Genomic DNA, 12796 nt, shown 5'->3' with positions numbered 1-12796 from the left:
ATCGTTCTCCTTCCTTGTCGAAATGGCCACCAAAGTGTAGCCGCCTCTCACCCCAGCGCCTTCAGCGCCGCCTCGTAGTTCGGCTCCTGCTTGATCTCCTCGACCAGTTCACCGTGGATCACCCGGTCCTGCTCGTCGAGTACCACCACCGCCCGGGCGCAGAGGCCGGACATCACGCCGCTGCACAAGGCGACGCCCCAGTCCCGATGGAACTCGGGATGCCGGAAGGTGGACAGGGTCTCCACGTTGTCCAGCCCCTCGGCACCGCAGAACCGCTTGGCCGCATAGGGCAGGTCCGCGGATACCACCAACACCACGGTATCGTCCAGGCTGGACGCCAGCTCGTTGAACTTGCGTGTCGAGGTGGCGCAGGTGGGCGTATCGACACTGGGGATGATGTTGAGCACCTTGCGCTTGCCGGCGTAGTCGGCAAGCGTCACGTCGGCCATCTCGATGTTGGTCAGGGTCAGGGGGGGCGACGCCTGGCCGACGGCCGGAAAGTCACCGGCCACGTCTACCGGGACGCCGGCGCGGGTTACCTGTTTCATGCGAACTCCTCGTTGATGGCGGGATGAGACATGCCAGGGGTGCTGCGCCTACAGCCTACCCCAGCGACCGAGTGCCGGTCAGCCTCGATGCGTCTCGTCGCGAAGCGCCGCCAGCGACTCGGCGAGCCGGTCCCGGCCCAGTCGCTGCATCTCGGCGATATTGCGCTCGGGGATCTGCGCCGGGTCATCGGGGTAGTGGGCCAGCGCCTGCTCCAGGCTCGCCTCGCGCAGCAGGTGCAACATCGGCCAGGGCGAACGGTTGGTGAAATTGCCGGGATCGTCAGGCTCCGCGTCCTCGAAGCAATAGTCGGGGTGAAAGCTCGCCAGCTGGTAGATCCCCTCGTAGCCCCGCTCGGCCAGCAGCGCCTCGGCGATGGCCAGCAGGTCGAGGTAGTCATCGAAGTCCTCGACGCCGCTGGGCAGCACCAGCAGGGTGGTCTCGATGCCGGGGGTCTCGTCGAGCCGTCGGCACTCCTCGATCAGCGCCAGCAGGGCGGCCTCCCAGTCGTCGGCGGCCGCCTCGGCATAGCGGATCGTGCCCCGGGCGAGCTCGCGGCCGGCGAAGGGGCAGACATCGTGGGCGACCACGAAGGTCTCGACCCAGGCGCGGGTCGTGGCGAGAGGGCGGGAATCGGGCGACGTCATGGCAAGGCTCGGCAGGGGGAGGTCACCCATGGTCCGCCGCCGGCGCCCGGATTGCAAAGGTACCCGTCGTGGCGCAGCATGAAGGCCGGCCTCTTGGGAAGGCCGACACACCCCGGATGTCCACCGAGCGCCGTCGGAGAATCGCCATGGCCGCCACTCCCCTGCCCCGGGTTCGACTCCCGGCCACCGCCCACGAACCCGCACTCGACCTGCCCGCCATCGGCCAGGGCACCTGGTACATGGGCGAGGGCCTGGCCCCGCGCCGCGACGAGGTGCGTGCCCTGCAGCAGGGGCTCGAACTCGGCCTGACGCTGATCGACACCGCCGAGATGTACGCCGACGGCGGCGCCGAGGAGGTAGTCGGCGAGGCGCTGGCCGGCCGTCGCGACGACGCCTTCCTGGTCTCCAAGGTCTACCCCTGGAACGCCGGGCGCGACAGCGCCATCGCCGCCTGCGAGCGCAGCCTCTCGCGGCTCGCGACCGACCACCTGGACCTCTATCTGCTGCACTGGCCCGGCAGCATACCGCTGGAGGAGACCCTGGAGGCCTTCGAGCGCCTGCGCGAGGCCGGCAAGATCCGCCGCTTCGGCGTCTCCAACTTCGATGTCGACGACATGGAGGCCCTGGCGGGCGTCCCCGGGGGTGGCGACTGCGCCGTGAACCAGGTGCTCTACCACCTGGGTTCCCGGGGCATCGAGCACGCGCTGCGCCCCTGGCAACGCGAGCATGGCATTCCCATCATGGCCTACTGCCCGCTGGCCCAGGCCGGCGGCCTGCGCCGCGAGCTGCTCACCCATCCCGAGGTGCTCGAGGTGGCCGCGGGGCTCGGCGTGACACCGGCCCAACTGCTGCTGGCCTGGGCGACCCGCCCGGTCGAGGGCCGCCGCGACGTCATCGCCATCCCCAAGGCGGTGCAGCGCGAACATGTCACGCAGAACGCCGCGGCGCTCACCATCGAGCTCGACGACGCGGCCCTGGCCCGGCTCGACGCCGCCTTCCCGGCGCCGAAGCGAAGGGTTCCGCTGGATATCGTGTAGGGGGTTACTTTCCCCGACGAGACGCCAGCCGATCGGCCAGCCGCGTCGGTTCCGGCAGCTTGGTGCGTCCGAGGCAGCACACTACCCAGTCGAGGGACGTGGCAAGCGAGACCCGGTGCCCCGGCGAGACATAGACCGGCTTGACGCCGCGGCGTGAGCGCAGCACCGCACCGATGGTCTCGTCGCCGTCGACGAGCGGGGTCCAGTCGCCGCGCTCGGGGCCCGGCTCGGCGTGGCGCCCGCAGAGCCGCGACTTGGCCACGCCGATGGTCGGCAGATCGAGCCACAGCCCCAGGTGGGAGGCCACTCCCAGGCGGCGCGGATGGGCGATGCCCTGGCCATCGACCATCACCAGTTCGGGCCGCACCGCCAGCGTCTCGAAGGCCGCCAGCGTCGCCGGCACCTCGCGGAAGGAGAGCAGTCCCGGCACGTAGGGCATGCGGGTCGGTTCCCGGTGCACGCTCTGCTCCACCACCGCCAGACCGGGCCAGCCAAGCACCACCACCGCCGCGCGGGTGATCTCGCCGCCCTGCTCGAAGCCGATATCCACCCCGGCGATATGGCGCACCGACGCGAGGCGATCCTCGCGCTCCACGCGTCCGGCCAGCCGCTTCTGCAGGGCAATGGCCTGCTGAGGAGCGAGATTCCAGTCGTGCAGTGGTGGCGAAGTCATCGCATGTCTCCCTGATTCGTCGTCTCCTGTCGCGTTAGACTACGGGCTTTCCACCGTGACGGACCACCGGGAGACGAGGGTGAAGCTGATCCATACCGCCGACTGGCACCTGGGCCAGAGCTTCCACGGCCAGGAGCGCCACGAGGAGCACCGCGCCTTCCTCACCTGGCTGCTCGACACCCTGGCCGAGCGCCGGGCCGATGTCCTGCTGGTCGCCGGCGACCTGTTCGACGTGGTCAACCCCTCGCTGCGGGCCCAGGAACTGCTCTACGAGTTCATCGTCAGCGCCCACGAGCGCCTGCCGCTGCTCGACATCGTGCTGATCGCCGGCAACCACGACAGCGGCAGCCGTGTCGAGCTGCCCGCCCCGCTGATGCGCCGCCTGCGCACCCACGCCCTGGGCCGGGTTCGCTGGTGCGACGATGGCAGCCTCGATGCCGAGCGGCTGCTGGTACCGCTCACCGATCCCGAGGGTGAGACCCGCGCCTGGTGCCTGGCGCTGCCCTTCCTGCGCCCGGCGGAGGTCACCGGCAACGGCATCGCCCGCGAGGTCGCCGACGGCGACGGGGGCAACGACTATGTGGCCGGCATCTCCCGCGTGCATCGGCAACTGATCGAGGCCGCCCGCCGCCGGCGCGCCCCCGGCCAGGCCCTGGTGGCCATGAGCCACGCCCACCTGCACGGGGCGGCGGTCTCCGAGGACAGCGAGCGGCCCATCGTGATCGGTGGCGAGGAGTCGATCCCCGCCACCCTCTTCCCCGCCGACATCGCCTATGTGGCACTGGGCCATCTCCACCGCGCCCAGCGGGTCGGCGAGGAGCGGATCCGCTATAGCGGCAGCCCCCTGCCGCTGGATTTCAGCGAGGTCGCCTACCCCCACCAGGTGGTGGAGGCCACCCTCGAGGGCGAAGCCCTCTCTGCCGTGGAAGCGATCCCCGTGCCCCGCCCGGTGGCCATGCTCCGCATCGGCCCCGCCGGGCTGGACGACGTCCTCGCCGAACTGGAGGCCCTGGCACACGACCCCGCCCTGCCCCGGGAGCGCTGGCCCTGGCTCGAGGTACGCGTCGACCTCGACGCCCCGGTTCCCGACCTGCGCGCCCGCGTCGAGGCGGCCCTCGACGGCAAGGCGGTGCGCCTGCTGCGGCTGCAGCGCCGGCTGCCCGAGGTCGGCCGCGAAGCCCGGCCCTCGCGGGTCAACCTGGAGGACCTGGGGCCGCGGCGGCTCTTCGAGCGCACCTGGCAGGACCGCTGGGGCACGCCCCCCGGCCCCGAGATCCTGACGGACTTCGACCGCCTGCTGCAGGACGTGCTGGACGCCGCGAGCCGGGAGGAGACCCCATGAAGATCCTCGCCCTGCGCCTGGCCAACCTGGCCTCGCTGCCCGGCCCGCTGGAGCTCGACTTCACCGCAGCGCCCCTGCGCGATGCCGGCCTGTTCGCCATCACCGGCCCCACCGGCGCCGGCAAGAGCACCCTGCTCGATGCCCTCTGCCTGGCCCTCTACGGCAGCACGCCACGGCTACGCCAGGCCCCCGGCCGCGACGCCCCACTGCCGGACGTCGGCGAGGAGACGCTGAATACCGCCGATCCGCGTACCCTGCTGCGTCGCGGCACCGCCAGCGGCCATGCCGAGGTCGACTTCCTCGGCCGCGACGGGCGCCGCTACCGGGCCCGCTGGGCGGTGCGCCGGGCCCGCGAGAAGGCCGAGGGACGCCTGCAGGCGGTGGAGCAGTCGCTGCGCGACCTCGACGACGACCGCCTGCTGACCGCCCAGAAACGCGAATTCGACCGCCTGCTGCCCGAGCGCCTGGGTCTGACCTTCGACCAGTTCACCCGTGCCGTACTGCTGGCCCAGAGCGAGTTCGCCGCCTTCCTCCAGGCCGACGACAACGAGCGCAGCGACCTGCTCGAGCGCCTCACCGGCACCGCCGAATACTCCGCCATTTCCATGGCCGCCTACCGGCGCACCAACGAGGCAAAGAAGCAGGTCGACGCCCTGGAGGCCCGGCTGGCCGACGACCTGCCCGCCGAGCCCGAGGCCCGGTCCGTGCTCGAGCGCGCCGCCCGCGACAGCGATGCCGCCCTGGCCGCGCTCGACCGGCAAGCTGGCACCCTGGCCGCCCGGCGCGATGCCTTCCAGCGCCATCGCCAGCTTCATGACGAACGAGAGGAAGCACGCTCACGCCATGCCCGGGCCGAACAGGCCTGGCAGGCACTCGCCCCGCGTCGTGCGGAGCAGGCCCAGCTCGAGGCCCTGGCCCCCCAGCGTCACCGCTTTGCCCGTCGGGAACGACTCGAGGCGGACCTGGCCCGCCTCAACGAGGCCCGGACCACCACCCACCACCAGCTGACCCAGGCCGAGCAGGCACTCGACCGGCATGTCACGACGCTGCAGGCCGCCGAGACGGCGCTGGAGCAGGCGATGCGGAACAGCGCCCAGGCCCGACCGGCGCTCCAGGCCTCACGCGAGCAGGCCGCCCGCCTGGCCGGGCTCGACCGGGAGATCGCGCGAAGCGAGGCCGAGCAGCGACGCCAGCGTGACGAGACCGATGACGTGCGCCGGGAACTGGCCGAGACCCGGGCGGCCAGCCAGCGGCGACGCCGGGAACGCGACGACCTGGAGGCGCAGCTGCAGACGCACCTGGGCGACGACACCGATATCGGCCGCGCGCGGGGGGCCTGGCAGGCCGCCTTCGAGGTCGCCGCCCACCGGCACCTGGCCCTGGAGGCCCTGCAGGGTGCCTGGCAGGCCGCGGTTCGCGCCCGGGAGCGCCATGCCGCTCTCGAGGAGAGCCGACGCCGTGACCAGGCGACCCGCGAGCGACTGCTGGTGGCGGGACGCGAGGCCGCCATCCGCCTCGAAGGCCTGGAAGCCGAGCAGCGACGCCTGGTCGATAGCCTCGAGCGGCTGCGCGCCGCCCGCAGCGAGAGCGTGGCCTGGCTACGCGACCGGCTGCGGGAGGGCGAGCCCTGTCCCGTCTGTGGCGGACGCGACCACCCCTGGCGGCACCATCCCCCCGAGACGCCGGAAGCCGCCCGGCTCGCCGCCACCGAAGCCGAGGAGGAGCGCCAGCAGCAGGAAGCCGAGACGCGCACCGCCGCCGCCCGGGAACGACATCATGAGCTGCAGGGCGATTATCGCGCGCTGGCCGCCCGACTCCGGCAGCACGAGGAGGATCTCGAGCACGCCGCCCGTGAGCGTGCCGAAGCCGACGACACCCTGGCCGGTCAGGCGCTGGTCACCGAGCTCGAGCCCGTGGCCGCGCCCGAGCGGTCCGCCTGGCTGACGCGAGAGCTGGCGACCGCACGCCAGGCACGCGACCGGGCCCGCGAGGCGCTGCACACGATCGAGGCCGCCGAGGCGCGCCTGACGCCACTGCGCGAGGCGCTCCAGCGCGACGAACTTACCCTGGGCAAGCTCGCCACCCGGCAGGAGAGCCTGGAGGAGGCCCGGCGGCGGCTCGCGGCCGAGCTCGCTCCCCAGTGCAAGCAGCGCCAGGCGCTGGCCGAGGAGTTGGCCGAGGTCCTGGGCGAGCACGCCTCGCCGGATGCCTGGCAGGCGGCCCTGGAACAGGCCGTGGAGAACGCCCGGGCGAGGCTGGAGGCTGCCCGACGTGACCACCAGACAGGACGGAGTGAACGGGACCGGCTCGACCAGCAGGCGACCTATCAGCGCCGGCAGGCCGAGACCCTGACCAGCGAACGCGACGAGCTCGTGCGCAGCCTCGATGCCTGGCGTCGCCGACATCCCAAGCTGGACGACACCACCCTGATGCGACTGCTGGCCGTGGACGAGGCCGGAATCGACGCGCGCCGCCAGGAGCTCGAGAGCGCCGATCGCGAACGGCACGCCGCCGGGGTCAGCCTCGACGAACGCCAGCGGGCCCTGGTCGCCCACCGTCGAGACGCCTTCCCGGAGATCCCGGCCACCGCCCCCGAGGAGGCGATCGAGGCCGAACTGCATGCCCTGAGTCAGCGACTCGACGAGGAGGAGCGCGCCCTGGCGCCGCGACGGCAGGCCGCCCGTGACGCCCGCGACGCCGCCATGCACGCCCTGCGCGACGACGACCGCCGCCGCGAACGCCAGCGCGAGGGCCAAACCGAACTCGACGCCGCCCGCGCCGAGCATCGTCGCTGGGGCCAGATCAGCGAGCTGATCGGCTCGGCCGACGGCAAGGTCTTCCGACGCATCGCCCAGGCCTACAACCTGGAGCGGCTGCTGGACCAGGCCAACGCCCACCTGGGAGGCCTCAGCCGCCGCTACCTCCTGGAGCGCGGCGGCAGCCCCCTGGGCCTGCTGGTGGTGGACCACGACATGGCCGACGAACGCCGCTCGGTGCACTCGCTCTCCGGCGGCGAGACCTTCCTGGTCTCCCTGGCCCTGGCGCTGGGGCTGGCCTCGATGGCCTCCGACGAGCTCTCCATCGAGTCGCTGTTCATCGACGAGGGCTTCGGCAGCCTCGACCCCCAGTCGCTGGCACTCGCCATGGAGGCGCTGGACGGCCTCCAGGCGCTGGGCCGCCGCGTGGGGGTGATCTCCCACGTCCAGGAGATGCACGAGCGCATCCCGGTGCAGATCCAGGTGGAGCCCATGGGCAACGGCACCAGCCGGGCGAGGTTGGTCAGTGTGTGATGGAAAACGCCGGCGGCTCTGCTCGGGTCGCCGGCGCACCGAGCGTCCGCCGGTGCAGGAGCACGGCTACGCCGCGCGATCCATCGCGAAGCGATGGCAACCCCTTGCCCGCCATTGTCGATGCGCATAGGCTATGCATATAACCTTGGCGAGGCAGCAGCCATGCATCAGATCTACGATACCCAAGCCCCCAAGAAGCCGACAAACGTCAGCATCAACAGTGACTTGCTTGAAAAATCCCGGAGCCTGGGCATCAACCTCTCCGCAGCCCTGGAAAGAGCCCTCGCAGAGCAGGTCCGTGCCGAGCAGCGTGCCCAGTGGCAACGGGAGAATGCCGGCGCCATCCAGGCGTACAACCGTTTCGTTGAGGAAAACGGAACGTTCAGCGATGGCGAAAGGAAGTTCTGATGGCCCAGTTCTGCGTGTATGAGAACAAGAACCCGGCATCACGCAAGCAGTACCCCTACCTGCTCGACATCCAGAGTGACTTGCTGAGCGAGCTCCGCACCACCGTTGTGGTGCCCCTTTGCCCACCCGATCTGGCAGGAGGGATGCAAATCACTCAGCTCAATCCAAGCCTTGAAGTCAACGGCGAATGCTTTATCGCCATGACACAAGACCTTGCCGGCATAGACAGGCAACGCCTCGGGGTCATGGCCTGTGACCTCAACCACTACCGAGAGAAGATCATCGCTGCCGTCGATTTCATGATCTCTGGTATATGACTCTGGATTCCGGCGCGTCCCCGATTTCCCATTTCCCTCATGATTCCGCGAGAATCTCGTTCACTTCGAGCGGATCGAAGTGCTCGGGATCGAAATCCTCTCCAACCCATTCCACAAATTCCTCATGCTCGGGATGCGATTTATCGGCATAAGCTTCAAGAAACGCTTTGTATCCCCCAACTCCCCCGACATCTTCCGGCGGACAACTACGGCGGCCTGCAATACACTTAGGCACAGCCTCACCCTCTGCACCCTCAATGATCTTTTCAAGCACTATCTCATGCACCCACCCATCGCCGAAGTCATATTCGTAGGTCAGCGACTCCTTCTCTTTTTTCAGCAACGCATCGATCCGGACCTCTTCCTCCGGAATCGTCTCGCCCTCGAAGTCTGGGTCCGACATGCCATATTGCCTGTCTCCCATGACAAACATATGCAGATGCTCGTCGGTCCATCCCATGGCAACCTGAAGGATGTCATGCAGCTCTTCCAGATCCGTATCGCTCCAAATCTGCAGCCTTCTCCAAATCGGAGGCTTGACTCTCTTCAGGGTCACCTTGATTTGATAGACCTTCGAAAAATTCTGTGCCATTTGCATACTCACTCCAGCGTATAACAGCAATCCGGCTCACGCCATGATATTGAATGAGCGGGTGTAATCAACAGCATTTATCACCTCATATCATCGCATGTTAACAGATCGAGGCGCATGGTCATCAAGCTTAGTTCGGCAGTCTATGCCGATAACCCTGCAGGCGGCATGTTTCGGAGTAATCCCCTGACGGACGGTCTTTAATCTGGTCAATCACCGTGGGAAAACAGTACGCCCTTGAGGGATCCCCTGGTGTTTTACTGAAAAATCAGCATGTTGATGGAATTTTGTCGGCAGACTGCCAGCGCTGGGAGACCCTAGGGGGTCAGACCCCGGCAGCGTCGAATCCGCTCGCCACGTGCGCGATGACAAACCTGGCAACTCGGCTGGGGTCTGACCCCATAGGGGCGGGCCTCGGCGCCTTTATTCGGCGAACATGCCGCCATCATCAAGAAATTCGTGGGGAGACTTCAGGGTACGTCCCGATTGCCTTTCCGGTTCATTGTTATGTCAACTGGTAACGGCGGAACGCGGATGTTTCATAGCATTTTCCAAGGTATCGCACAGGCGATTCAACTCCACCCGCAGTGAAGGACGCCGGTTTTCTTTAATTGACCTACTCAGATCTCCAACCATTGCCTCTAGACAAAATATCCCGATCACCACCTGGTGATAATTGTCTTTTTCTGTAACTACTTCAAAGCAGATGCTTGTTATGGAAATGGGAATTCATACTTTAATATCAGACTTTCCTCTCTTCCACAGACTTCAATCTCAACATCATCCGATGTTTTGAGCCTTCCTACTTTGATGACATAGTAGAGATCAGACCGCATACTCTGATATTGAATCATCGCACCTACGTGTTCAACAATCTTATCTAGCCTAAACTAACACTGGGTCATAGGGGATCCTGATTGAGAATGTCGATATAGGCCCGGTAGGCGTAGATCCGGTTGCGCTTCTGCCCGGTGAGCTCATGGACGATGCCGAGTGGCTCCTCCAGGGCCGGCAACACGCGGCCAACGGTGGCGGGCGTCAGCCCCGTTCGCTCGCAGAGGTGGGCAATGTTGGCAATGGGTTGCCGGAACAGGGCATCGAGCAGCAGCCCCGCCGAGCCAGCCTGACGGCCAAGCTCGGCCAGGCGCACCTTGTCCTGCTCACGCAGCCGGTTGAGCTGCTGGGCGGTGGCCACCGCCTGGTTCGCGGTGTCTGCCACGGCATCCACGAAGAACAGCAACCAGGCCTCCCAATCGCCGGTCACCCGTACCTGCTGCAGCCGCTCGTAGTAGACCTGGCGATGCTTCTTGAAGAACACCGAGAGGTAGAGCAAGGGTTCGTTGAGAATGCCCGCCTCCATCAGGATCAGCGGTATGAGCAGGCGCCCCAGCCGCCCATTGCCGTCCATGAAGGGGTGAATGGTCTCGAACTGTACATGGGTCAGCGCGGCCTTGATCAGCGGATCGGTGGCCTCGGGGATATCATTGATGAAATGCTCCAGCGCCGACCAGCAGTCCGCCAGGTGCTGGGGCGGAGGCGGGACGAAGACCGCCTCATCGGGGCGGTGTCCTCCCAGCCACACCTGGTTGCTGCGAAACTCGCCCGGCCCGCGATTGATGCCACGCCCGGAGGTCATCAGCGCCGTGTGCATCTCCATCACCAGCCGATGGCTGATGGGGAGGCCCTCGCGGATACGCTGCACGCCCAGTGTCAGGGCGTTCACGTAGCAGGAGACTTCCTGCACGTCATCCATGGGCACTCCCAGCATGCCCTCCATCTCATAGAGCATCAGGTCGCTGAGCGAGGATTGGGTACCCTCGATCTGCGATGACATGACCGCTTCCTTGCGGACATAGCTGTAGAGGAACAGCGAGGCATCGGGCAGCAGGGTGCTGATGGCGCCAAGACGCCCCAGCGCCAGTATCGCGTGGTTGATGCGGCGCTGCAGCTTGCTGTCCAGCGCCAGCGGTGGCTCCGGCGGCAGCGGATCGGGGAGAAACGCCTGGCAGCGCACCCCGCCGGCGATGCTGTCTACGTAGTGGCCTGTGAGTCCGCGTTCCATGACGTGTCATCCCGCCGCTTGGTGCGGCGCCTGGTTAAAATAGCATCGCCCCTTATTTTAACTTACGGCCGAAATTAAAATAAGCGCCGGTGTTATTTTAGTCTCGCCGCCTTCACCAGCCGCCGACGTGTCGACGCCATCGACATATGCCGGAGTGTCGTGGCGATATGTCGATGGCGCGGACATCTCAGCTCGTCTCCCACAACGCATCGTTCAGGGCCTCGAGCACCTCGTCGAGGTAATGGCCGAGCACGGCGTCGAGGCGCCGGAGCCCGGCCGCTACAGCCGGATACGCTCCATGAACCCGCCCCAGAACAACCGCTTGCCGTCGAAGGGCAACTTGGCGTGGTCCATCATGTCGGCCAGGCGGGGGTCGTTCATCACCTGCTCGAGGATGCGATTACGGTCCTCGCGGGAGGCGTAGCGCACCCAGGCGAAGACCACCGTCTCGCCCGGCTCCAGCTCGACGCTGCGGGGAAAGGAAGTGCGCTCGCCCGGCTTGACGTCATCGGCCACGCACTCGACGTACTCCAGGGCCCCGTACTCCTTCCAGATCTCGCCGGCGTGGCGGGCCAGGCGCAGGTAGTCATCCAGGCGCTCGAGCGGGACCGGCAACACGAAGGCATCGATGTAACTCATGGCACCATCCTCCTGCGGTGGAGGGAGCTGTCACCAAAGCATAGCCTTTGACATGCCGCCCCTGGGTGTGGGTTCTTTAACCCAGCTCGCGGTGGAATACCGCCATCAGCTCGCGCTTGTCCTCGAAGCCGATCCCCGGCACCGGCGGCAGGGCCACCTGCCCCGCCTCGATGGGCGTGGAGTCGGCGAAGCCGCCGAAGGGCGCGAAGACCCGCGGATAAGACTCGTTGCCGCCCAGCTTGAGGCCGGCGGCGATGTTGAGGGCGAACTGATGGCCGCCGTGGGGGATGCACTGGCGCGATGACCAGCCGTGGGCGCGCAGCACCTCGAGCATGCGCAGGTACTCCACCAGGCCATAGCCGAGCACCGGGTCCATCTGCAGGATGTCGCGGTCGGGGCGCATGCCGCCATAGCGCAGCAGGTTGCGCACGTCCTGGTGGGAGAAGAGGTTCTCGCCGGTGGCCGTGGGCGGCGCATAGTGCTCGCTCAGCTGCTGCTGCAGGGCGTAGTCGAGGGGATCGCCGGCCTCCTCGTACCAGCGCACGCCATAGGGCGCCAGGCCATCGGCGAAGGCCAGGGTGGTCCTGAGGTCGAAGCGGCCGTTGGCGTCCACCGCCAGGCGCCCCGCCTCCCCCACGATGTCGATGGCGGCCTCGACCCGCTCGAGATCCTCGGCCAGCGGCACCCCGCCGATCTTCATCTTGGTGCAGGTGTAGCCCAGGTCGAGGTAGTCGCGCATCTCGTCCTGCAGGCCCTGGACCTGCTTGCCCGGATGGTAGTAGCCGCCCGCCGCATAGACGGCGACCCGCTCGTCGGGCCGGCCGTCACCGTGGCGCTCGGCCAGCAGCCGCGCCAGGGGCTGGTTCTCGACCTTGGCGACGATGTCCCAGATCGCCATGTCGATGATGCCCACCGCCACGCTGCGCTCGCCGTGGCCCCCCGGCTTCTCGTTGGCCATCAGTACCGACCACACCTTGAAGGGGTCCAGGTTATCGCCGCTGTCGTCGAGCAGCGAACTCGGCTCGGCGTCGCGCAGGCGCGGCAGGAAGCGCTCGCGCAGCAGCCCGCTCTGGGCGTAGCGGCCGTTGGAATTGAAGCCGTAGCCCACCACCGGGCGGCCCTCCACCCGGGCATCGGTATAGATGGCCAGGATGGAGACATCCATGGTGGCGAACGAGATGTAGGCGTTGGCGATGTCGGAGGCGATCGACACGCGGGCCTCGCGGATATCGGTGATTCTCAT

Annotated in this window: 12 protein-coding genes; 5 read left to right on the top strand and 7 right to left on the bottom strand. The window is 67.4% G+C overall.

The features are described 5' to 3' along the window. Window positions 1–47: 47 nt before the first annotated feature. Window positions 48–548, bottom strand: coding sequence for a thiol peroxidase (tpx, locus tag QLQ85_RS19185; protein WP_282740459.1), 501 nt, complete (start codon window positions 546–548; stop codon window positions 48–50). Between the two features lie 78 nt (window positions 549–626). After that, window positions 627–1193 (bottom strand): DUF1415 domain-containing protein, encoded by a 567-nt coding sequence (locus QLQ85_RS19180; protein ID WP_282740458.1) that lies wholly within the window; start codon window positions 1191–1193, stop codon window positions 627–629. A 146-nt stretch (window positions 1194–1339) separates the two neighbouring features. Between QLQ85_RS19180 and QLQ85_RS19175 the strand changes: the two genes are divergently transcribed. Then, window positions 1340–2230: an aldo/keto reductase gene (locus QLQ85_RS19175; RefSeq protein ID WP_282740457.1), complete on the top strand. Its 891-nt coding sequence runs from the start codon at window positions 1340–1342 to the stop codon at window positions 2228–2230. A gap of 4 nt (window positions 2231–2234) precedes the next feature. Here QLQ85_RS19175 and nfi read toward each other — a convergent pair whose 3' ends face one another. Beyond that, window positions 2235–2903, bottom strand: coding sequence for a deoxyribonuclease V (gene nfi, locus QLQ85_RS19170; RefSeq protein ID WP_282740456.1), 669 nt, complete (start codon window positions 2901–2903; stop codon window positions 2235–2237). A gap of 79 nt (window positions 2904–2982) precedes the next feature. On the opposite strand from nfi, the gene QLQ85_RS19165 reads away from it, so the two are divergent. The 4 genes from QLQ85_RS19165 (at window position 2983) to QLQ85_RS19150 (ending at window position 8260) form a co-directional block, all read left to right on the top strand. Then, window positions 2983–4245 (top strand): exonuclease SbcCD subunit D C-terminal domain-containing protein, encoded by a 1263-nt coding sequence (locus tag QLQ85_RS19165; protein WP_282740455.1) that lies wholly within the window; start codon window positions 2983–2985, stop codon window positions 4243–4245. After that, entirely contained in the window at window positions 4242–7535 is a 3294-nt protein-coding gene (locus QLQ85_RS19160; protein WP_282740454.1) for an AAA family ATPase, read from the top strand. The genes QLQ85_RS19165 and QLQ85_RS19160 overlap by 4 nt, the downstream gene beginning before the upstream one ends. 162 nt (window positions 7536–7697) lie before the next feature. Next, window positions 7698–7943, top strand: coding sequence for a type II toxin-antitoxin system CcdA family antitoxin (locus QLQ85_RS19155; protein ID WP_282740453.1), 246 nt, complete (start codon window positions 7698–7700; stop codon window positions 7941–7943). After that, window positions 7943–8260 (top strand): CcdB family protein, encoded by a 318-nt coding sequence (locus tag QLQ85_RS19150; RefSeq protein WP_282740452.1) that lies wholly within the window; start codon window positions 7943–7945, stop codon window positions 8258–8260. Before QLQ85_RS19155 ends, QLQ85_RS19150 begins: the two co-directional genes overlap by 1 nt. 37 nt (window positions 8261–8297) lie before the next feature. Here QLQ85_RS19150 and QLQ85_RS19145 read toward each other — a convergent pair whose 3' ends face one another. The 4 genes from QLQ85_RS19145 to QLQ85_RS19130 all read right to left on the bottom strand — a co-directional run bounded on the left by QLQ85_RS19145 (window position 8298) and on the right by QLQ85_RS19130 (window position 12796). Next, entirely contained in the window at window positions 8298–8858 is a 561-nt protein-coding gene (locus QLQ85_RS19145; RefSeq protein ID WP_282740451.1) for a plasmid pRiA4b ORF-3 family protein, read from the bottom strand. Window positions 8859–9753: 895 nt separating this feature from the next. Beyond that, window positions 9754–10914 (bottom strand): Fic family protein, encoded by a 1161-nt coding sequence (locus QLQ85_RS19140; protein ID WP_282740450.1) that lies wholly within the window; start codon window positions 10912–10914, stop codon window positions 9754–9756. Between the two features lie 279 nt (window positions 10915–11193). Further along, window positions 11194–11553, bottom strand: coding sequence for a DUF1428 domain-containing protein (locus QLQ85_RS19135; protein WP_282740449.1), 360 nt, complete (start codon window positions 11551–11553; stop codon window positions 11194–11196). A 76-nt stretch (window positions 11554–11629) separates the two neighbouring features. Then, on the bottom strand, window positions 11630–12796 hold the full coding sequence (locus QLQ85_RS19130; protein ID WP_282740448.1) for a mandelate racemase/muconate lactonizing enzyme family protein: 1167 nt from the start codon (window positions 12794–12796) through the stop codon (window positions 11630–11632).

Source organism: Halomonas kalidii (genome assembly GCF_030010475.1).
Taxonomy (GTDB): domain Bacteria; phylum Pseudomonadota; class Gammaproteobacteria; order Pseudomonadales; family Halomonadaceae; genus Halomonas; species Halomonas heilongjiangensis.
This window is presented reverse-complemented; position numbering and strand designations above follow the sequence as displayed.

Bases quoted from the DNA above. Each gene is read 5' to 3' on its own strand.
- QLQ85_RS19135 (WP_282740449.1), bottom strand. From the start codon at position 11,553: ATGAGTTACATCGATGCCTTCGTGTTGCCGGTCCCGCTCGAGCGCCTG.
- QLQ85_RS19180 (WP_282740458.1), bottom strand. From the start codon at position 1,193: ATGACGTCGCCCGATTCCCGCCCTCTCGCCACGACCCGCGCCTGGGTC.
- QLQ85_RS19160 (WP_282740454.1), top strand. From the start codon at position 4,242: ATGAAGATCCTCGCCCTGCGCCTGGCCAACCTGGCCTCGCTGCCCGGC.
- QLQ85_RS19175 (WP_282740457.1), top strand. From the start codon at position 1,340: ATGGCCGCCACTCCCCTGCCCCGGGTTCGACTCCCGGCCACCGCCCAC.
- QLQ85_RS19145 (WP_282740451.1), bottom strand. From the start codon at position 8,858: ATGCAAATGGCACAGAATTTTTCGAAGGTCTATCAAATCAAGGTGACC.
- QLQ85_RS19155 (WP_282740453.1), top strand. From the start codon at position 7,698: ATGCATCAGATCTACGATACCCAAGCCCCCAAGAAGCCGACAAACGTC.
- tpx (WP_282740459.1), bottom strand. From the start codon at position 548: ATGAAACAGGTAACCCGCGCCGGCGTCCCGGTAGACGTGGCCGGTGAC.
- QLQ85_RS19150 (WP_282740452.1), top strand. From the start codon at position 7,943: ATGGCCCAGTTCTGCGTGTATGAGAACAAGAACCCGGCATCACGCAAG.
- nfi (WP_282740456.1), bottom strand. From the start codon at position 2,903: ATGACTTCGCCACCACTGCACGACTGGAATCTCGCTCCTCAGCAGGCC.
- QLQ85_RS19130 (WP_282740448.1), bottom strand. From the start codon at position 12,796: ATGAGAATCACCGATATCCGCGAGGCCCGCGTGTCGATCGCCTCCGAC.
- QLQ85_RS19140 (WP_282740450.1), bottom strand. From the start codon at position 10,914: ATGGAACGCGGACTCACAGGCCACTACGTAGACAGCATCGCCGGCGGG.